This is a genomic window from Nocardia sp. 149-1B (assembly GCF_057747975.1).
In genome coordinates this window covers 4,470,873-4,491,109 of the sequence record NZ_CM173233.1, presented here as the reverse complement: position 1 = coordinate 4,491,109, position 20,237 = coordinate 4,470,873, and the positions used below count along the sequence as shown (strand labels likewise).

General features: G+C 71.3%; 14 protein-coding genes. 9 read left to right on the top strand and 5 right to left on the bottom strand.

Annotated features, from left to right (window positions below; translation table 11 throughout):
• Positions 1 to 9: 9 nt before the first annotated feature.
• On the bottom strand, positions 10 to 2,337 hold the full coding sequence (locus tag AC3ANS_RS21485) for a DEAD/DEAH box helicase (RefSeq protein ID WP_488293608.1): 2,328 nt from the start codon (positions 2,335 to 2,337) through the stop codon (positions 10 to 12).
• A 223-nt stretch (positions 2,338 to 2,560) separates the two neighbouring features.
• Here AC3ANS_RS21485 and AC3ANS_RS21480 point away from each other — a divergent pair, with 223 nt between their 5' ends.
• Both AC3ANS_RS21480 and AC3ANS_RS21475 read left to right on the top strand, forming a co-directional pair.
• Positions 2,561 to 2,899, top strand: coding sequence for an anti-sigma factor antagonist (locus AC3ANS_RS21480; RefSeq protein ID WP_296606428.1), 339 nt, complete (start codon positions 2,561 to 2,563; stop codon positions 2,897 to 2,899).
• 224 nt (positions 2,900 to 3,123) lie between these two features.
• Positions 3,124 to 5,505 (top strand): sodium-translocating pyrophosphatase, encoded by a 2,382-nt coding sequence (locus AC3ANS_RS21475; RefSeq protein ID WP_488293607.1) that lies wholly within the window; start codon positions 3,124 to 3,126, stop codon positions 5,503 to 5,505.
• Positions 5,506 to 5,566: 61 nt separating this feature from the next.
• Here the strand turns inward: AC3ANS_RS21475 and AC3ANS_RS21470 are convergent, their stop codons facing one another.
• On the bottom strand, positions 5,567 to 7,141 hold the full coding sequence (locus AC3ANS_RS21470; protein ID WP_488293606.1) for an Ig-like domain repeat protein: 1,575 nt from the start codon (positions 7,139 to 7,141) through the stop codon (positions 5,567 to 5,569).
• 185 nt (positions 7,142 to 7,326) lie between these two features.
• Here AC3ANS_RS21470 and AC3ANS_RS21465 point away from each other — a divergent pair, with 185 nt between their 5' ends.
• Positions 7,327 to 8,787 carry a DUF7059 domain-containing protein gene (locus tag AC3ANS_RS21465; RefSeq protein ID WP_488293605.1) on the top strand — a complete coding sequence of 487 codons (1,461 nt, stop codon included), beginning with the start codon at positions 7,327 to 7,329 and terminating at the stop codon, positions 8,785 to 8,787.
• Here AC3ANS_RS21465 and AC3ANS_RS21460 read toward each other — a convergent pair.
• The 3 genes from AC3ANS_RS21460 to AC3ANS_RS21450 all read right to left on the bottom strand — a co-directional run bounded on the left by AC3ANS_RS21460 (position 8,736) and on the right by AC3ANS_RS21450 (position 10,921).
• Positions 8,736 to 9,599: a hypothetical protein gene (locus tag AC3ANS_RS21460; protein ID WP_488293604.1), complete on the bottom strand. Its 864-nt coding sequence runs from the start codon at positions 9,597 to 9,599 to the stop codon at positions 8,736 to 8,738. The genes AC3ANS_RS21465 and AC3ANS_RS21460 overlap by 52 nt on opposite strands.
• Positions 9,600 to 9,685: 86 nt before the next feature.
• Complete coding sequence (locus AC3ANS_RS21455) at positions 9,686 to 10,405, bottom strand: hypothetical protein (RefSeq protein ID WP_488293603.1); 720 nt, start codon at positions 10,403 to 10,405, stop codon at positions 9,686 to 9,688.
• A 3-nt stretch (positions 10,406 to 10,408) separates the two neighbouring features.
• Positions 10,409 to 10,921: a sigma-70 family RNA polymerase sigma factor gene (locus AC3ANS_RS21450; RefSeq protein WP_488293602.1), complete on the bottom strand. Its 513-nt coding sequence runs from the start codon at positions 10,919 to 10,921 to the stop codon at positions 10,409 to 10,411.
• 198 nt (positions 10,922 to 11,119) lie between these two features.
• Between AC3ANS_RS21450 and topA the strand changes: the two genes are divergently transcribed.
• From topA to chvE, 6 genes are all read left to right on the top strand, one after another.
• Positions 11,120 to 13,834: a type I DNA topoisomerase gene (gene topA, locus AC3ANS_RS21445; RefSeq protein WP_488293601.1), complete on the top strand. Its 2,715-nt coding sequence runs from the start codon at positions 11,120 to 11,122 to the stop codon at positions 13,832 to 13,834.
• A 36-nt stretch (positions 13,835 to 13,870) separates the two neighbouring features.
• On the top strand, positions 13,871 to 14,899 hold the full coding sequence (locus AC3ANS_RS21440) for a LacI family DNA-binding transcriptional regulator (protein ID WP_488293600.1): 1,029 nt from the start codon (positions 13,871 to 13,873) through the stop codon (positions 14,897 to 14,899).
• Positions 14,900 to 15,174: 275 nt separating this feature from the next.
• Positions 15,175 to 16,854, top strand: a complete 1,680-nt coding sequence (gene araB / locus AC3ANS_RS21435; protein WP_488293599.1) for a ribulokinase — start codon at positions 15,175 to 15,177, stop codon at positions 16,852 to 16,854.
• Positions 16,851 to 17,567: an L-ribulose-5-phosphate 4-epimerase gene (locus AC3ANS_RS21430; RefSeq protein ID WP_488293598.1), complete on the top strand. Its 717-nt coding sequence runs from the start codon at positions 16,851 to 16,853 to the stop codon at positions 17,565 to 17,567. The genes araB and AC3ANS_RS21430 overlap by 4 nt, the downstream gene beginning before the upstream one ends.
• A complete protein-coding gene (gene araA / locus AC3ANS_RS21425) occupies positions 17,564 to 19,072 on the top strand; it encodes an L-arabinose isomerase (protein ID WP_488293597.1) in 1,509 nt (502 codons plus the stop codon). The genes AC3ANS_RS21430 and araA overlap by 4 nt, the downstream gene beginning before the upstream one ends.
• 68 nt (positions 19,073 to 19,140) lie before the next feature.
• Entirely contained in the window at positions 19,141 to 20,229 is a 1,089-nt protein-coding gene (chvE, locus tag AC3ANS_RS21420; RefSeq protein ID WP_488293596.1) for a multiple monosaccharide ABC transporter substrate-binding protein, read from the top strand.
• Positions 20,230 to 20,237 lie beyond the last annotated feature (8 nt).

Sequence of the window (20,237 nt, the reverse complement as noted above, 5' to 3'; positions counted from 1 at the left end):
GCCCGGACCCTAGGCCCACCCGAGCAGCACGTCGAGGAGCGCCACGGCGCCGGCCTTGTCCAGGGGGTTGTTCTGGTTGCCGCACTTGGGCGACTGGATGCACGAGGGGCACCCTTCCTCGCAGGTGCACGACCGGATCGTGTCGCGGGTCGCGGTCAGCCACTCGCGCGCGGCCCGGAAGCCGCGCTCGGCGAAGCCGGCACCACCGGGGTGGCCGTCGTAGACGAACACGGTGAGCTGGCCGGTGTCGGCGTGGACGGCCGTGGACACCCCACCGATGTCCCAGCGGTCGCAGGTGGCGAACAGTGGGAGCAGCCCGATGGAGCAGTGCTCGGCCGCATGTGCGGCTCCGGGGAGGTCTCGGCCGCCGAGTCCGGCCTCGGTGAGGGCGTGCTCGGGGACGGTCCACCACACGGCGGCGGTGCGCAGCGACCGCTCGGGCAGGTCGAGCGGCTCCTCGCCGAGAACGTCGCCCCCGGGCTGGCGGCGCTTGAGGAAGGACACGACCTGGTGGGTGACGTCCACGTCACCGAAGGACAGGCGGCAGTCACCCCAGGCGGCGTGCTCACGCTCGCCGACGATGGAGATCTCGGTGACCTCCCGGGCGGTCGTCGAGTAGTCGGGCTCGGCACGCTCGATGACCGCGACGTGGTCCTCGAGGTCGAGCGAGTGCACCAACCAGGTCTCGCCGCGGTGCACGTAGACCGCGCCGGGGTGGGCGGTGGCGTGGGCGCTCGACGCGTCGACGGTGCCGATCACCCGGCCGGTGCCGGCCTCGACCAGCTGGACGGCGGAGCCGCCCGTCGAGCGGATGTCGGCGAGGTCGCTCGCACGCCGCCGGTCGGTCCAGAACCAGCCTCGCGGCCGTCGGCGGAGCAGCCCACCCTCGGTGAGGGCATCGAGGACCTCGCGTGCGGTCGGGCCGAACAGCGGCAGGTCGGCCTCGGTCAGCGGCGCCTCGTGGGCTGCCGCGCACAGGTGCGGCCCGAGGACGTAGGGGTTGGACGGATCGAACACGGTCGCCTCGACGGGCCGGCCGAGCAAGGCGTCGGGGTGGGTGACGAGGTAGGTGTCGAGCGGGTCGTCCCGGGCGACCAGGATGCCCAGGGCGTCCTGCGCCCCTCGTCCGGCTCGACCGACCTGCTGCCAGAGCGCGGCACGGGTGCCGGGGAAGCCGGCCATCACGACCGCGTCCAGCCCGCTGATGTCGATGCCGAGCTCGAGCGCGTTGGTCGCGGCGAGCCCGATCAGCTCGCCGCTGCGCAGTGACTCCTCGATCGCCCGCCGCTCCTCGGGAAGGTAGCCACCGCGGTACGACGCAACCCGGCCGGGCAGGTCGGGGTCGACCTCGGCCAGCAGCTCCGCGGCGGTCATCGCGACCTGTTCGGCCCCGCGCCTGGAGCGGATGAACGCGAGCGTGCGGATGTCCTCGGCCACCAGGTCGGCGAGGAGGTCGGCGGCCTCCGAGGAGGCCGCGCGGCGCACCGGCGCGGCGTTCTCGCCCGTGTAAGAGGTGAACGGCGGCTCCCAGAGCACCAGGGACACCTCGCCCCGGGGCGAGGTGTCGCCGGTCACCGCGAGGACGTCGAGGCCGGTGAGGCGGGCCGCGGCTGCCTCGGGCTCGGCCACCGTGGCCGAGGCGAGCACGAACGTCGGCGTGGCGCCGTACATCGCGCACACCCGGCGCAGGCGCCGCAGGACGTGGGCGACGTGTGCCCCGAAGACCCCGCGGTAGTGGTGGCACTCGTCGACGACGACGTACTGCAGGGAGCCCAGGAACGCCGCCCAGCGGCTGTGCCCGGGCAGCAGCGACCGGTGCAGCATGTCGGGGTTGGTCAAGACGTACTCGGCGTGGTCGCGCGCCCAGTCGCGCTGCTCGCGGCCACTGTCGCCGTCGTGGGTGGTGACCCGCAGGTCGAGCCCGAGGGCGGACAGCCCGGCGAGCTGGTCCTGAGCGAGCGCCTTGGTCGGGGCCAGGTAGAGGACGGTGGCGCCCCGCTGGCCCCGGGACCCCCGGGAGGTGCGGACCGCGGAGAGCGCCGGTAGCTGGTAGGCGAGGCTCTTGCCGGAGGCCGTGCCGGTGGCGAGCACCACGTGCTGGCCGTGGTGGGCGGCGTCGGCGGCCACGATCTGGTGCTCCCACGGCCGGGTGACACCGCGCGACTGGAAGGCCGCGACCACGTCGGGTGCCGCCCAAGCGGGCCAGTCGGCGTGCCGGGCCGCGCGCGCGGGGAGCACCTCGAGGTGGCGCAGCCGGTCCTCGCGCCCGGGTCCGGACGCGAGTCGGTCCACCACGTCGCCCACGCTGCGGGCGTGGGTGCCGAGCACCGCTCTCACGTCGTCATCCTCCCCGACGGCACCGACAGTCGTCCCCGGCCGAACCCGCGAGCCGGGAAGGAGGTGAGACCGGCGTACCCTGTGCTGGCCCGCCCCGCGGGTGAACTGTGGCCAGTTTGTGCGCGGGGAGCCGCGGGCGTGGTTTCATTGTGCAGGCCGGATGTCGGGGTTCCTTGCCGCGACCTGGTCCGGCAACCGAACAACCGCACCGGGGAGACATTAGGTGGACCTGACTCTGACGACGCGCGACGCCGGTGGGAAGACCATCGTTGCCGTCGGGGGCGAGATCGACGTCTACACCGCCCCCAAGCTCCGCGACAAGATCACCGAGCTGGTGGCTGCGGGCGTCTACGACATCGTGATCGACATGGAAGAGGTCGAGTTCCTGGACTCGACCGGGCTCGGCGTGCTCGTCGGCGGCCTGAAGAAGGTCCGCGCCCACGACGGCTCCCTCCAGCTCGTGTGCAACCAGGACCGCCTGCTCAAGATCTTCCGCATCACCGGCCTCGCGAAGGTCTTCGTGATCCACGAGACCGCCGACGCCGCCCTCGCCGGCAGCTGACCTCAGCCGACTTCCCGGTCGTCCCCGACGTCCCAAACCTTTCAGGTCCTTTGACCCGTCGCCCCCTCGGCGCGGCGGGTCTAGCGTCAGCGCCGAACCATCCCGTACGGCGTGCATCACGCTCCCGCTGTGTGTCCCGAGTCACATCCGTGTGCCCTCCGGCAGCCCGTGCGTAGACTCCGCGTCGTCCGTGAGACCTGAATCACTCTCCCAGGAGGAAGCACATGACGGGGATCGCTCCCGCTGTCGTGGAAGTCTCCGGAGGCAACCTCGTCCTGGTCATCGTCGTCGCATTGATCGCGCTTGGCGCGCTCGCGATGGCGGCGATGTTCCGCCAGGAGGTACTTGCCGCCGGTGAGGGCACCGACAACATGAAGAACATCGCGCAGGCGGTGCAGGAAGGCGCGAACGCGTACCTGACTCGGCAGTTCCGCACGTTGGCGATCTTCGCCGCCATCGCGTTCTTCGCGCTGATGGCCCTGCCCGCCGACGACACGACGGTCCGGATCTTCCGGTCGGTGTTCTTCCTGGTCGGAGCAGGATTCTCGGCCAGTGTCGGTTACCTCGGCATGTCCCTGGCAGTGAAGGCGAACCTCCGGGTGGCCGCCGCGGCGCAGACCCAGGGTCGTGACCCGGCGATGAACATCGGCTTCCGCACCGGTGCCATGGTCGGCATGCTCACCGTCGGCCTGGGCCTGCTCGGCGCCAGCGTCGTGGTGATGCTGTTCCAGGAGGACGCTCCGCACGTCCTGGAGGGCTTCGGCTTCGGCGCCGCGCTGCTCGCGATGTTCATGCGAGTCGGCGGCGGCATCTTCACCAAGGCTGCTGACGTCGGCGCCGACCTGGTCGGCAAGGTCGAGAACAACATCCCCGAGGACGACCCGCGCAACGCCGCGACGATCGCGGACAACGTCGGCGACAACGTCGGCGACTGCGCGGGCATGGCCGCGGACCTCTTCGAGTCGTACGCCGTGACGCTGGTCGCCGCGCTGATCCTGGGCTCCCAGGCCTTCGGCGACAAGGGCCTGGTATTCCCGCTGCTGGTCCCCGCGATCGGTGCCCTCACGGCCGTGGTCGGCGTCTACCTGTGCAAGCCGCGTCCCGGTGAGAACGGTCTGAAGACCATCAACCGGGCGTTCTACATCTCCGCTGCCATCGGCGCGGTCGCGAGCGTCGTGCTCGCCATGGTCTACCTGCCCGGCAACTTCAGTGACCTGACCAACTCCACGGTCGACGCCGATGTCAGCCCGCGGCTGGTGGCCGCCGGCGCGGTGCTCATCGGCATCGTGCTCGCCGCCGCGATCCTGGGACTGACGGGGTACTTCACCGGCACCGACCACCGTCCGGTCAAGGACGTCGGCAAGACCTCGCTCACCGGCGCCGCCACCGTGATCCTGTCCGGCCTCTCGGTCGGCTTCGAGTCCGCGGTCTACACGACGCTGGTGATCGGTGCTGCGGTGTTCGGCGCGTTCCTGCTCGGCTCGGGCTCGATCGAGGTCGCGCTGTTCGCGGTCTCCCTGGCCGGCTGCGGTCTGCTCACCACCGTCGGCGTGATCGTCGCGATGGACACCTTCGGCCCCGTCTCGGACAACGCGCAGGGCATCGCGGAGATGTCCGGTGACGTCGACGAGCACGGCGCGCAGATCCTCACCGAGCTCGACGCGGTCGGCAACACGACCAAGGCGATCACCAAGGGCATCGCGATCGCGACCGCCGTGCTCGCGGCGAGCGCGCTGTTCGGCTCGTACACGAACGCGCTGAGCGACGCGGTGAAGGAGGTCGGTGACCCCGGCAAGGTGGGCGACCTCACCCTCCAGTCCTTCTCGTTCAACGCCTCCTACCCGAACATCCTGGTCGGCATGCTGCTCGGCGCGGCCGTGGTGTTCCTGTTCGCCGGACTCGCCATCAACGCGGTCGGCCGTGCCGCCGGCGCGGTCGTCTACGAGGTGCGCCGCCAGTTCCGGGAGATCCCCGGGATCATGGAGGGCACCGGTCGTCCGGAGTACGGCAAGGTCGTCGACATCGTCACCAAGGACTCGCTGCGCGAGCTCGCGACGCCGGGCCTCCTGGCGATCCTGGCCCCGATCGCCGTCGGCTTCGGCCTCGGTGTCGGCCCGTTGGCCGGCTTCCTCGCCGGTGCGATCGCGACCGGCACCCTGATGGCGGTGTTCCTGGCCAACTCCGGTGGCGCCTGGGACAACGCGAAGAAGCTGGTCGAGGACGGCAGCCACGGCGGCAAGGGCTCGCCCGCCCACGCGGCGACCGTCATCGGCGACACGGTCGGCGATCCCTTCAAGGACACCGCCGGTCCGGCGATCAACCCGCTGCTCAAGGTGATGAACCTGGTGTCGCTGCTGATCGTGTCCGCGGTCGTGAAGCTGTCCATCGGTGAGGACGCCAACACCCCGCTCCGCCTGGTGATCGCCCTGGCCGCCCTCGCGGGCATCGTCACGGCGGTGTACATCTCCAAGCGGCGCCCGGTCCACATCGAGAGTGGTGACGACTCCGGCACGCCGGCACCGCCGCCCCCGCCGCCGCCGATCCCGGCGGCCCCGCCGGCCGAGCCCGCCCCGACCCAGCAGTTCGAGGCGCCCGGCCACCACTAGGCACCTGAGATGACGACGCCCCGCCCGAAGCACTTCGGGCGGGGCGACGTCGTTGTCGGGGCTACCTCGTGACTCTCAGCGTCACGATCCTCGAGGTGGCGCCGGCGAGCGACGCGCTGCCGGCGTAGGTCGCCCGGAGCTTGTGCACGCCGGGCTTGAGCTTCTTGATCCTGGCGATCGCACGGCCGTGCTTGCCCGGCGCGATCTTCACCGTCGCGATCACCCGCTTGCCGTCCAGAATCTTCACCGGACCGCTCGGGGACGAGACGCCCGCCGCCCTGAGCAGCAGGGTGAGCACGGCCTTCTGGCCTGCCCGGATCGTCTTCTTCGCCAGCGTTGCCCTGAGCGAGCTCGCCAACCTGCCGACCGCGACCGGTGCGGTCGTGAAGGTGCCGGGCTGGTAGGCCGGGCGGGTCGCCGTGACCGTCACCGTGATGGTGTGCCCGAGGTCGCCGGACTGGACCCGGTACGTCTGCGTGGCAGCCCCGGCGATGGGTGCCCCGTCTCGCCTCCACTGGTAGGCGTAGGCCGGGAGCGCGCCGTCCGCGCCGCCGCCCGACCAGGTGCCGGGGTTCGCGCTCAGCTGCTGACCGACCTTGCCGGTGCCGGAGATGCGGGGCTTGTCGACGAACCGGAGCGGATCGCCGAGGACCGGGTCGATCGAGTCGCTGGTGATCGTGTTGTCGACGTACCCCTCCTTGTGCCCGGTCACCTTCACCGAGATCGCGTGGCCGAAGTCGAGCGGCGTGAGCTGGTAGGTCTTGGTGTTCGCGTTGGCGATCGGGTTCGCGTCGCGCAGCCACTGGTAGCTGTTGGTCGCATCGGCCGGGTCCCAGGTGGGGCCCGTCAACGTGAGCGCCGTGCCGATCTTCTTGGTCCCGCTGATGGCGACGTCGGCGACCGGGTTCACACGGGAGCCGCCGGCCAGGGGGATGTTCAAGGCGTTGGTGAGAACCGTGACTCCGGGAATGCCCAGCAGCGCACCGGTCACCTGCGCCGACACCGCGTGCCCGGCGTCCTCCAGGCCCGGCACGTAGAACTGCCCGGTGGCGCCCGGGATCGGTGTCCCGTCGCGCAGCCACTGATAGGTGGTGGTCACGCCCGGCAGGCTCCAGACCGGGTCGGTGAGCGCGATCAGCTGCCCGACCTCGGCGCTCGCGGGCAGACCGAGCCCGCTGAGCAGCGTCAGCAGGCCGGAGCCCGGGTCTCCCGAGCCGCCCGAGCCGCCGGAGCCGCCGAGCGGGATCGTGATGATGTTGCTGTACGCCGGGACCGGCAGCAGGCCCAGGACGGTGCCGGTGACCAGTGCTTGGATGCCGGCACCCGCGTCGGAGGCAGTCGGGGTGTAGCTCGTGCCGGTCGCCCCGGGGATCGGCGTCCCGTTGCTCAGCCAGGTGGTCGTGGTCGTCACGCCGGGCAGGCTCCAGGTCGGCATCGTCAGCGAGAGCGGTGAGCCGACGGCGCCGACGCCGCTCAGCAGGGGAGCCGTGATCGCCGCGAGGGCGTCTCCCAGGAGGCCGCGCTGCGAGGCCACGCGCGGATGGGCCTGGGCCGGCGTGGACAGCCCGACCGCCAGCCCGGCGGTGATGAGTGCGGTGACGACGAGTGCGCCGAGGGCGCGGGCGATTCTCTGCATTGCTGGCCAGTCCTCCCCATGCGGCCCCTCCCCTCCCGGAGGGGCCCGTGGTCGGAATGTAAAGGGACCTAGGTCCCGAACACCATGGTTCTTGGTCGATGATGGCCGAACGGTGGCGCGGTCTAGTCCATCCGGGTCACTGGCACCTGGGGTGCCCTCGGGCTCGGGGGGCATAGGCTCTGGTCGTGAACGCTCCCTCGATCTCGGAGCTCCCGCAGCGGCTGCGCGCCGCACTCGTGATGGCCGGATTCACCTATGACGCCGTCGCCGAGATCCTCGGGCCCGAGGCGCATGCCGCCCTCGGGCGCAACGAGACCACCCCGGGCCTGCGGCGCACCGGGGGAGGCTGGCCCCTCGAGACCCTGATCCGGCTGTTCCTGCTGCAGGCACCGGTCGAGCTCGCCGCCGCGCAGCGGGCACTCCCGGGACTGGTCGACCGGCTCGCGGCCGAGGGCTTCGTGGAGCAGACGGTCGGCGAGGTGGCTGCCCGGCTCGACGTGCGTCCCTACGCGACCGACGAGCAGCACCTCTGGGTCGCCAGCGACCTGACGCCGGGGCTGGACGGTGGCCATGCCCGCGTCGGCGCCCAGCACGTGCTGGGCATCAGCTCCGCGTCGACCTCGCTGGCCCAGCTCACCCTGCGCGAGCGGGTGGGCCGGTCGCTCGACCTCGGCACCGGGTGCGGCGTGCAGGCCCTGCACCTGGCCCGGCACAGCGGCGCGGTCGTCGCCACCGACGTCAACGAACGGGCGCTGAGGATCGCTCGCTTCAACGTCGCGCTCAACGACCTGAGCACGCCGGTCGACGTCCGGTCGGGCTCCTTCTTCGAGCCGGTGGCGGGCGAGACGTTCGACCTGATCGTGACCAACCCGCCGTTCGTGATCTCCCCGGCGACGGGCGAGCAGCTGGTCTACCGCGACTCCGGCCTCCCGGGCGACCGCGTCGTCGAGCACATCGTCCGGCACGCCCCGGACCACCTCGCCGAGGGCGGCTGGTGCCAGGTGCTGGCGAACTGGGTGGTGCCGAGCGGCGGGTCCTGGGAGGACCGGATCGCGGGCTGGGTCCCCGACGGCTGTGACGCCTTCGTGGTGCAGCGCGAGCTGGTCGACCCCGCGGCGTACGTCGAGCTGTGGCTCAAGGACGCGGGGCTGCACGGGTCGAGCGACTACCTGGTGAGGTACGACACCTGGCTCTCGTGGTTCGAGGACCAGGGCATCGAGGCCATCGGCTTCGGGTGGATCAACCTGCGCCGCAGCGGCGGCAACGCCCGCGAGCTGCTCACCTGGCCGTACGACGTGGAGCAGCCGATCGCGCCCGCGATCGGCGACTGGGCCGCCGCTGTCGACACCGCGGTCGACCTGGACTCCCACCTGGTGGTGCGCGCGGACGTGATCCAGGAGACCAGTGGCCAGCCGGGTGCGGCGGACCCTGAGACCGTCGTGCTGCGCCAGCAGCGCGGGCTGCGCCGGGCCCGCCAGGTCGACACCGTCGAGGCGGCCCTGGTGGGTGCCTGCGACGGCGACCTGAGCGTGCGACAGATCCTGGTCGCCCTGGCCCAGCTGCTCGACCTCGACGCGGAGCAGACCTGTGCGGACTACCTGCCAGCCGTGCGCTCGCTGGTCGCCGAGGGCTTCCTCGGCACCTGACCGCGCCGGTCGCTCCGGTCGTCACGCCGGTCACGGCGGTCACGCCGCCGCGGCGGTCCGTGCGCGTTCGCGGATCCGCACCAGCCGGGACCGGGTCGCGCCGAGCAGCAGCTCCGGCCGACCGAGCGGCAGCAGGTCGGGGACGCCTGCGGGCGCCCCCACGCGCCGCGAGCGCCGCCGCGGAAGCCCCAGAGGCCCGTGCGCACGGTGCCGCCGTAGCTGGAGATCGGCGACCGGAGCGCGAGGTCCTGCTGGACGACGCCGACGCGCAGCGGCCCGGCAGGGTGGAACAGGCCGTTGGCCTTGCCGACCGCCCAGCAGATGCCGCCGGCCAGGTGCCCGGCGGTGGCGGCGCGGGTGACGGTCTCGGGCACCTCGGACCACAGCGCGAGCAGCGCGTGGCGGAACGCGAAGGAGGTCTCGGTGTCGAACCAGCGCTCCGCGACCGCGTCGAGCAGCTCCGCGGTGGCGACCATCCGGTCGCCACCGGACCGGTCGGCGTACTCCGTCGGCAGGTCGGTCGCGTCGTCGTCGAGCGGCTCGTCGGTGAGGGCGTCGACGGCCACGCGGCTGCCGCAGACGTCGACCAGCCACTCCAACACCTGCTCGTGGGGCGGTTTCGGTGGCGGCGGGGGAGGCTGTGCCTCGCGGTCGTGGCGCCGGGCGACCGCCTCCCACTGGGTGCCGACCGCCGGCTCTCGCCAGGTGTCGACGAGGCGGCCGTCGACGAAGACGAGGTGGGTCACCCGGTCGAGCCGGGGCGCCTCGTCGTCGATCTCGAAGCGGGAGAAGGTTGAGTCGTAGGGGTACATCGGACCTCCGATCGGGGTGGGGCGCCCACGCTGGCACGCCCCACCCCCGATCCGGGCCCGTCGTCCACAGGCCCCCGCGGGGTCCCTCAGCTGAGGGCGCCCGCCAGGTCGAGGGACTGCTTGCTCTCCTCGCTCCCGAGCGTGGCGTCGACCTCCAGCCGCAGCACCGGCGTCGGGTCGCAGGACGCCTCGAGGACCCGGACCCTTCCTGTCTCGCCACCCGCGTCGCTCGAGACCTCGTTGCCGTCCTTCGCGCCCTCGGTGTCGGCCATGAACAGCAGGATCGGCAGGTCGGCGGTCGCCTTCGACGGCTCGATCGGGAACGTGAAGGTCGGGGCGTCCTGGAGCTCCGCCACGATGCCCTCGACGTACACGAACGGGTGCTTCAAGGTCACGTCGTTGTTCTCGAGCGACCCGTTGGGCTCGATCGCGCTGTAGGCCCAGATCCGGCCCTTCGCCGGGTCGCCCATCTTCTGGCCGTCGACGGAGACCGGCGGGTCGCAGCTGATGGTGACGTCGGGGAAGGCGTACGTCGAGCCGTCGGGCCGGGTCATCACGAGCGTGCTGGACGGCCCCGGCGGCTGGTCGACCGCGGTCGTCTGGCCCGGGCCGTCGTCGCCCGACGTGGCGGCGACCACTCCGCCACCGACCGCGACGGCCGCGACCAGTGTCCCGGCGACCATCGTGACGCGGCGGCGCCGGCGGCGTACGGACAACCGGCGCCCCACGCGCTCGGCGACGTCCAGGGGCGGCGCGAGGGCCGTGCCCAGCCGCGCGTAGCCGTCCTTGATCTGCTCCTCGGTCATGGGTCAGTCCTCTCGTGCCGTGGTGGTGCGCAGCGGGCCGTGCTCGCGCGCGTGTTCTCGGAGCCGCTCGGTCCCGCGGGACAGCTGGCTCTTCACGGTTCCTTCCGAGCAGCCCATCCGCTCGGCGATGCCACGAACGTCGAGGTCCTCGACGTACCGCAACGCCAGCGCGGTGCGCTGCCGGGGCGAGAGGGTCGCGAGCGCCTCGACGAGCCAGGCGTCCAGCTCGCCGACGAGCTCGACCGGTGGGTCCTCGGACGGCGCTCCCAGCAGTGGCAGCTCCCGGCGCAGCCGGCGGATCCGGTCGATGTTGAGCCGCACCATCACGGTGCGGGCGTACGCCGCCGGCTCGTCGAACCGCGAGCGGCCCCAACGCTCCCCCATCCGAGCCAGCGTCTCCTGGGTCAGGTCCCAGGCGTCGTGCTGGTTGGCGGTCAGGGCGTGGGCGAAGCCCAGCAACGATCGGGTCTGCACGGCTGCGAACTCCGCGAAGTCCGGGTCCAGGTCCTGGGTCACTCTCGCCTCCGAGTCGGGTGGTCGTCCCTCTCACCTACTCTCCCTTGACGGCCGGGGAGGCCGGAACGTTGAGGGGTGGGCCAGACGGCCTCGGCGAGACGCGGGCGGATGCCGCGGCGGTGGCACGCGCTACCGTGTTCGGCCGTGAGCCCTCTCGATAGGGCGCACCTCGTCCGCAGGAAGCAGGAGAAACACCTCGTGGCACACAAGTTGGTGATCGTCGAGTCCCCGGCGAAGGCCCGCACGATCGGCGGGTACCTCGGCCAGGGGTACGTCGTCGAGTCCTCCATCGGCCACATCCGCGACCTTCCGCAGAGCGCCGCGGACACCCCGGCGAAGATCAAGGACAAGCCGTGGGGTCGGCTCGCCGTCGACGTCGATCACGGCTTCGAGCCCTACTACGTGGTGCCGCGCGACAAGAAGTCCCACATCTCCAAGCTCAAGTCCCTGCTCAAGGACGCCGACGAGCTCTACCTCGCCACCGATGAGGACCGCGAGGGCGAGGCGATCGCCTGGCACCTGCTCGACGAGCTCAAGCCGAAGAAGGACATCCCGGTCAAGCGGATGGTGTTCCACGAGATCACCAAGCAGGCGATCCTCGACGCCGCCGAGCATCCCCGCGAGCTCGACATGGACCTCGTCGAGGCCCAGGAGGCGCGCCGCATCCTCGACCGGCTCTACGGCTACGAGGTCAGCCCGGTGCTGTGGAAGAAGGTCATGTCCGGCCTGTCCGCCGGGCGCGTCCAGTCGGTCGCGACCCGGCTGGTCGTCGACCGCGAGCGCGAGCGGATGGCGTTCCGGGTCGCGTCGTACTGGGACCTCGAGGGCACGTTCGACGCCGGGGCGAGCAAGGAGCCTCGGATGTTCCCGGGCAAGCTCCACTCGATCGACGGCGGCCGGGTCGCCGGCGGCGCCGACTTCGGCGCGGACGGCCTGCTCAAGAGCAAGAAGGGCGAGCGGGTCCACCTCGACCGCGCGACCGCCGAGGGCCTCGTCGCGGCGCTGAGCGACACGACGTTCGACGTCCGCTCCGTGGAGGCCAAGCCCTACCGGCGCTCGCCGTACGCGCCGTTCCGCACGACCACGCTCCAGCAGGAGGCCAGCCGCAAGCTCGGCATGAGCGCCTCGGTGACGATGTCGGTCGCCCAGCGGCTCTACGAGAACGGCTTCATCACCTACATGCGTACCGACTCCACCACGCTGTCCGGCGGGGCGGTGGAGGCGGCGCGGGCGCAGGTGCGCGAGCTGTACGGCGCGGAGTACCTCCCCGACGCGCCGCGGACCTACGCCAGCAAGGTCAAGAACGCCCAGGAGGCGCACGAGGCGATCCGCCCGGCGGGCGAGTCGTTCCGCACCCCGGCCCAGACCGGCCTGACCGGCGAGCAGTTCCGGCTCTATGAGCTGATCTGGATGCGCACGGTGGCCTCGCAGATGAAGGACGCCGTCGGGCAGTCGGTGTCGGTGCGGATCGGTGGCTCCGCCGCCGACGGCCGCGACGTCGTCTTCGCCTCCTCCGGTCGCGTGATCACCTTCCACGGCTTCCTCAAGGCGTACGTCGAGGGCACCGAGGGCGGCAAGCGCAGCGACGACGACCAGGTGCCGCTTCCCGACCTGCACGAGGGCGACCCGGTGGCCGCGGCCTCGCTGGCGGCCAGCGGTCACGAGACCAAGCCGCCGGCCCGCTACACCGAGGCCACGTTGATCAAGGAGCTCGAGGACCGCGAGATCGGCCGGCCCTCGACGTACGCCTCGATCATCGGCACGATCCTCAACCGCGGCTACGTCTACAAGAAGGGCACCGCGCTGGTGCCGGCGTGGCTGGCGTTCTCGGTGACCCGGCTGCTGGAGGAGCACTTCCCGCGGCAGGTGTCCTACGAGTTCACCGCCGGCATGGAGGACGTCCTCGACGAGATCGCGGGGGGTCGCAAGGACCTGCAGTCGGAGCTGAGCGAGTTCTACTTCGGCTCCGAGTCCGTCGTGGGCCTCAAGCCGCTGGTGGACGGTCTCGGTGACATCGACGCCCGCGAGCTCGCGACGTTCCCGGTCGGCGGACCCGACTCGGGGATCAACCTCCGGGTCGGCCGCTACGGCCCCTACCTGGAGGGCCCCGACGACGACGGCACGGCGTACGCCCGCCGCGCGAACGTGCCCGACGACCTCCCGCCCGACGAGCTCACCCTCGAGCGCGCCAAGGAGCTGCTGGCCAATCCTGCCGGCGAGGAGATCCAGCTCGGTGTGCACCCGGAGTCGGGTCTGGAGGTGGTGGCGAAGAACGGCCGCTACGGCCCGTACGTCACCGAGGTGCTGCCCGAGGACGCGCCCAAGTCGGCGAAGCCGCGCACCGGCTCGCTGTTCAAGTCGATGTCGCTCGACACGGTGACGCTCGACGACGCGGTGAAGCTGCTGTCGCTGCCGCGCGTGGTCGGCGTCGCCGAGGACGGCGAGGAGATCACCGCCCAGAACGGCCGCTACGGCCCGTACCTGAAGAAGGGCACCGATTCACGGTCCCTGACCTCCGAGGACCAGCTGCTCTCGATCGGGCTCGACGAGGCCCTGCGGATCTACGCCCAGCCCAAGCAGCGCGGGCGGGCCGCCGCCGCGCCGCCGCTCAAGGAGCTCGGCAACGACCCGGTGTCCGGACAGCCCGTGGTGGTCAAGGCGGGCCGGTTCGGCGAGTACGTCACCGACGGCGAGTACAACGCCACCCTCCGCAAGGAGGACTCGGTGGAGTCGATCACGATCGAGCGGGCGGCCGAGCTGCTCGCCGAGCGCCGGGCCAAGGGACCCGCCAAGAAGGCGGCGAAGGGCGCGAAGAAGGCTCCGGCCAAGAAGGCGGCCGCCACGAAGACCGCCACGAAGAAGGCGGCCACGAAGAAGGCGGCAGCCAAGAAGTCCACCTCCAAGCGATCCTGAGCCATCCGGCGGAGTCGGGAACAGTAGCCTTCGACCATGCCCGCGAGGAGATACGACCGCCCTCCCACGATGGCGGATGTTGCTGCTCGTGCCGGGGTCTCCCACCAGACGGTCTCGCGGGTCATCAACCACTCGCCGAGCGTCAAGCCCGAGACCGCGACCCGCGTTCTCGCGGCGATCGCCGACCTCGGCTACCGGCCGAACCGCTCCGCCCGGATGCTGGCCTCCAAGCGCTCGCGCCTCATCGGGGTGGCCACCTGGGGGACCAGTCACCACGGTCCGCAGCAGGTGCTGCTCGCGCTCGACTCGGCCGCTCGGCGCACCGACTACCGCATCACGGTGTGCACCCTGCACGCGCTCACCGAGGAGGACACCCGTGAGGGCGTCGAGGAGCTGCTGCAGCTCGGCGTCGAGGCGGTGGTGCTGATCATCCCGCACGAGGCGATGCTGCGGTTCGCGAGCGAGGCCAACCTGGACGTGCCCACGGTGGTCGTCGAGGGCGACCTGTCGCGCACCCCGCTGACCGTCGGGATCGACAACCTCCAAGGCGGCCGGCTGGCGACTCGGCACCTCCTCGAGCTCGGTCACGAGACGGTGGTGCACGTCGCGGGGCCGCCCGGTTGGGCGGAGGCCGCGGCCCGCGTCGAGGGCTGGCGTCTGGAGCTGGAAGCGTGGGGCCGCGTCGTGCCGCCGCTGCGGTGGGGCGGCGACTGGAGCGCGCAGAGCGGGTACGACGCCGGCGTATCGCTGGCGCGCGACCCCGAGGTGACCGCGATCTTCGCCGCCAACGACCAGATGGCGCTCGGGGTCATCGCTGCGCTCCGCGAGGCCGGCCGTCACGTCCCGGGGGACGTCTCGGTCGTCGGCTTCGACGACCTGCCGGAGTCGGCGTACATCGATCCGCCGTTGACCTCGGTGCGCCAGGACTTCGGGGAGCTCGGCGCGCGGACGATGGAGCTCCTCGAGCGGGTGCTCTCCGGGGAGAAGGAGCCGATCGCCGACCTGGTGCCGACGTCGCTGGTCGTGCGGTCGTCGACCTCCTCGCCCCGGGTGCTCGCCACCTGAGCGGAGCGAGCGGGCCCGTCTCGAGGGTCTCGCGGCGTCGCCGCTCACGGGAGCGCTCCCACTTCTGCGAGTCGTGTCGGGCACCCCTTCCAGGCGTGATCGGTGGCCTCGCGAAAGCGCCGGCGGAGGGCCCGTGACCTGGGCGTGATCTGACCTACGTCCCGGCGTCCAGACCTTTTGTCCCGTTCTCGAGCGCGCCTCTTGACGAGCCAGATGTGAACGCTCACACTCTTGTGAACGCTCACAATTATGACGGCCGTCACAGGAGGATCACCGTGGTCGCAGACAGCTCCAGAGCCACGTTCGTGGTCGGTGTCGACTACGGAACGCTCTCCGGACGGGCCGTGGTCGTCCGCGTCCAGGACGGCGCAGAGCTGGGGTCCGCGACGCACGAGTACACCCACGGCGTGCTCGACCGGGCGCTGCCCGACGGCACCCCGCTGGGGCCGGACTGGGCGCTGCAGGTGCCCGCCGACTACGTCGAAGTGCTGCGCACCGCGGTCCCCGCTGCGCTCGCGGCGGCCGGCGTCGACCCCGCCCAGGTGATCGGCATCGGTACGGACTTCACCGCCTGCACGATGGTCCCGACCACGGCTGACGGCACCCCGCTCAACGAGGTGGAGGGGTTCGCCTCCGAGCCGCACGCCTACGTCAAGCTCTGGAAGCACCACGCCGCCCAGCCGCAGGCCGACCGCATCAACGCGCTGGCCGAGAAGCGGGGCGAGGCCTGGCTGCCGCGCTACGGCGGCCTGATCTCCTCGGAGTGGGAGTTCGCGAAGGGACTCCAGCTCCTCGAGGAGAGCCCGGAGACCTACCGGGCCACCGAACACTGGGTCGAGGCGGCCGACTGGATCGTGTGGCAGCTGTGCGGCAGCTACGTCCGCAACGCCTGCACCGCCGGCTACAAGGGCATCTTCCAGGACGGCACCTACCCGACCCGCGACTTCCTCACCGAGCTGCACCCCGACTTCGCCGGGTTCGTCGACGATCTGCTCCAGCCGGTGTCCGGCCACCTGGGCGAGGCCGCCGGGCGGCTCACCGAGGAGGCCGCCGCGTGGACCGGGCTGCCCGCCGGCATCGTGGTCGCCGTCGGCAACGTCGACGCCCACGTCACCGCCCCCGCGGCCCAGTCGACCGAGTCCGGTCAGATGCTCGCGATCATGGGCACCTCGACGTGCCACATCATGAACGGCGAGGTGCTGCGCGAGGTCCCCGGCATGTGCGGCGTCGTCGACGGCGGCATCACCCCGGGCCTGTGGGGCTACGAGGCCGGCCAGTCCGGGGTGGGCGACATCTTCAACTGGTTCGTGACCAACGCGGTGCCCGCGGCGTACGCCGAGGAGGCGGCCGCCCGGGGCATCGGCGTGCACGAGCTGCTCACCGAGAAGGCCGCGACGCAGGCGGTCGGCGAGCACGGCCTGGTCGCCCTCGACTGGCACAGCGGCAACCGCTCGGTGCTCGTCGACCACGAGCTCAGCGGCCTGGTGCTGGGCCTGACCCTGACGACCCGGCCCGAGGACATCTACCGCGCGCTGATCGAGGCCACGGCGTTCGGCACCCGCACGATCGTCGAGACGTTCAACGCCTCCGGCGTCCCGGTCCGCGAGTTCGTCGCTGCCGGTGGGTTGCTCAAGAACGCGCTACTCATGCAGATCTACGCCGATGTGCTCAACATGCCGATCTCGGTGATCACCTCCACCCAGGGTCCGGCCCTCGGTTCGGCGATCCATGCGGCGGTGGCGGCCGGCGCCTACGCCGACATCCATGCCGCGTCCGCGGCCATGGGCGGGGTGCAGCGCGAGGCGCACCTGCCCGACCCGGCCCGGGCCGCGGCGTACGACGCGGTCTACGCGGAGTACCGCACGCTCCACGACTACTTCGGCCGTGGCACCAACGAGGTGATGCGCCGGCTCCGCTCGATCCGTCGCCACGCCCACACGGGGAGCCCGGCATGAGTGACAGCATGAGCGCCGTCCCGGAGCAGCACCGCGCCGCGGTGCAGCGTCTCCGCGAGGAGGTCGCGGCCCTGCACGCCGAGCTGACCCGCTACCAGCTGGTGATCTGGACGGCCGGCAACGTGTCGGGCCGGGTGCCGGGAGCGGACCTCTTCGTGATCAAGCCGTCGGGTGTCGACTACGACGAGCTGGACGCCGACGCGATGGTGGTCTGCGACCTCGACGGCAACCTCGTCGAGGGCACCCGCCAGCCGAGCTCCGACACGGCCGCCCACGCCTACGTCTACCGCCACATGCCCGAGATCGGCGGCGTGGTGCACACCCACTCCACGTACGCCACCGCCTGGGCGGCCCGCGGTGAGGCCGTCCCGTGCGTCCTCACGATGGGGGCAGACGAGTTCGGCGGGGAGATCCCGATCGGGCCGTTCGCGCTGATCGGCGACGACTCCATCGGCCGCGGGGTCGTCGAGACGCTGCGCGGCAGCCGCTCGCCCGCCGTGCTCATGCAGAACCACGGCCCGTTCACCGTCGGGCGCGACGCCAGGGGGGCGGTCAAGGCCGCCGTGATGGTCGAGGACGTCGCGCGGACCGTGCACATCGCCCGCCAGCTCGGCGAGCCCATCCCGATCGCGCAGGAGCACGTCGACGCGCTCTTCGACCGCTACCAGAACGTGTACGGACAGACCCAGCACCAGACCGGAGGAGTGGCGTGACCCAGCAGACGCAGGAGCTCGAGATCTGGTTCCTCACCGGGAGCCAGCACCTCTACGGACCGGAGGTCATCGACCAGGTCACCGAGCACTCCGCACAGATCGTCGCGGCGCTCGACTCCTCGCCGCACCTCCCGGTCCGGGTGGTGGCCAAGCCCGTGCTCACCGAGGCGGGTTCGATCCGCCGGGCACTCCTCGACGCCACCGCGACCGACAGCTGCGTCGGTGTCATCGCCTGGATGCACACGTTCAGCCCGGCGAAGATGTGGATCTCCGGGCTCGACGCCCTGCGCAAGCCGCTGCTGCACCTGCACACGCAGGCCAACCAGTCGCTGCCGTGGGCCGAGATCGACATGGACTTCATGAACCTCAACCAGGCCGCCCATGGCGACCGGGAGTTCGCGGCCGTGCAGACCCGAATGGGTGTGGCCCGCAAGACCGTCACCGGACACGTGGATGATCCCGAGGTCACTCGCCGGGTGGGCGTCTGGGCGCGTGCGGCGCTCGGCCGTCACGCGCTCGCCGGGATGCGGCTGGCCCGCTTCGGCGACAACATGCGCAACGTCGCGGTCACCGAGGGCGACAAGGTCGAGGCCGAGCGACGCTTCGGCGTCTCGGTCAACACCTGGGGTGTCAACGACCTCGTCGCCGTGGTCGACGAGATGACCGACCTCGACGTGGACAAGCTCTGCCAGGAGTACGCCGACACCTACGACGTCGCACCCGAGCTGCTGCCGTCCGGCGAGCGGCACGAGTCGCTGCGCTACGGCGCCCGCATCGAGCTGGGCCTGCGCACCTTCCTCGACGACGGCGGCTTCACCGCGTTCACCACGAACTTCGAGGACCTCGGCGGTCTGCGCCAGCTCCCCGGTCTGGCCGTGCAGCGGCTGATGGCCGATGGCTACGGGTTCGGTGGCGAGGGCGACTGGAAGACCTCGACCCTGCTGCGCACCCTCAAGGTCGTCGCCGACGGGCTCCCGGGCGGGACTTCGTTCATGGAGGACTACACCTACCACTTGGTGCCCGGCGAGGAGCTGATCCTCGGTGCGCACATGCTCGAGGTCTGCCCGAGCATCGCGGCGGCGAAGCCGTCCCTCGAGATCCACCCCCTCGGGATCGGTGGACGCGAGGACCCGGTCCGGCTCGTCTTCGACGCCGCCCCTGGGCCCGGTGTCGTGCTCGGCACCGCCGACCTCGGCGACCGGTTCCGCTTCGTCGCCAACGAGATCGAGGTCGTGGCTCCCGTCGAGCCGCTGCCCAACCTCCCGGTCGCGCGCGCCGTGTGGCGCCCGGCCCCCGACCTCCGCACGTCCACCGAGGCCTGGCTGGTCGCCGGCGGACCGCACCACACGGTGCTGTCCACCGCGCTGACCTCCGAGCATCTCGACGACTTCGCGGAGATGACCGGCACGGAACTCGTGCTGGTCGACGCCGACACCACCGTCCGAGCCCTGACCAAGGAGCTCCGGTGGAACGCGGCGTACCACCGACTGGCGCAGGGCCTGTGATGGCACCGGCGACCGGAGCAGGGTGTGGGACGGACTCGCGCCCCCAGGTAGTGATATGGAGAAGGTGCATGCGCAAGCTACTCACCACGATCGTCGCAGGCAGCCTTGCGCTGACCCTCGCCGCGTGCGGCGGGGACGACGACTCGAAGGGCGACGGCGGCTCCGGCGGCGGTGGCGGCACGATCGGTGTCGCGATGCCCACGAAGTCGTCCGAGCGCTGGATCGCTGACGGCAACAACATCAAGAAGCAGCTGGAGGACGCGGGCTACTCCGTCGACCTGCAGTACGCCGAGGACGACATCCCGACCCAGGTCTCGCAGGTCGAGAACATGGTCACCAAGGGTGTCGACATGCTGGTCATCGCGGCCATCGACGGCACCGCTCTCGGTGACGTGCTCGACACCGCGAAGAGCCAGGACATCGACATCATCTCGTACGACCGCCTGATCCGGGACTCGGACGCGGTCAGCTACTACACGACCTTCGACAACTTCAAGGTCGGCGTGATCCAGGCGCAGTCGCTGGTCGACGGCCTCAAGGCCAAGGGTGACGGCCCCTACAACGTCGAGTTGTTCGCGGGTTCGCCCGACGACAACAACGCGACGTTCTTCTGGGACGGCGCCATGTCGATCCTGCAGCCGATGATCGACTCGGGCGACATCGTCGTGCCCTCCGGCCAGACCGACTTCGACCAGGCCGCGATCCTGCGTTGGGACCCGGCCACGGCGCAGAAGCGCATGGAGGACATCCTCACCAAGACCTACGCCTCCAAGACGGTCGACGGCGTGCTCTCGCCGTACGACGGCCTCTCGCTCGGCATCATCGCCGCCCTGCAGGGCAACGGCTACAGCGCCGGTGGCAAGGACCTGCCGGTCGTCACCGGCCAGGACGCCGAGGTGCAGTCGGTCAAGTCGATCATGGCCGGCGAGCAGTACTCCACGGTGTTCAAGGACACCCGTGACCTCGCCAAGGTGACGGTCGACATGATCAAGGCCATCCAGGCGGGCGACGAGCCCGAGGTCAACGACACCAAGACGTACGACAACGGAGTCAAGGTCGTGCCGTCCTACCTGCTCGACCCGGTGCTGGTCACCAAGGACAACGTGCAGAGCGCACTCGTCGACACGGGCTACTACACCGCCGACGAGCTGAAGTGATCCTCCCG

Bases quoted from the DNA above. Each gene is read 5' to 3' on its own strand.
- AC3ANS_RS21475 (WP_488293607.1), top strand. From the start codon at position 3,124: ATGACGGGGATCGCTCCCGCTGTCGTGGAAGTCTCCGGAGGCAACCTC.
- AC3ANS_RS21470 (WP_488293606.1), bottom strand. From the start codon at position 7,141: ATGCAGAGAATCGCCCGCGCCCTCGGCGCACTCGTCGTCACCGCACTC.
- AC3ANS_RS21460 (WP_488293604.1), bottom strand. From the start codon at position 9,599: ATGTACCCCTACGACTCAACCTTCTCCCGCTTCGAGATCGACGACGAG.
- AC3ANS_RS21455 (WP_488293603.1), bottom strand. From the start codon at position 10,405: ATGACCGAGGAGCAGATCAAGGACGGCTACGCGCGGCTGGGCACGGCC.
- AC3ANS_RS21440 (WP_488293600.1), top strand. From the start codon at position 13,871: ATGCCCGCGAGGAGATACGACCGCCCTCCCACGATGGCGGATGTTGCT.
- AC3ANS_RS21430 (WP_488293598.1), top strand. From the start codon at position 16,851: ATGAGTGACAGCATGAGCGCCGTCCCGGAGCAGCACCGCGCCGCGGTG.
- chvE (WP_488293596.1), top strand. From the start codon at position 19,141: ATGCGCAAGCTACTCACCACGATCGTCGCAGGCAGCCTTGCGCTGACC.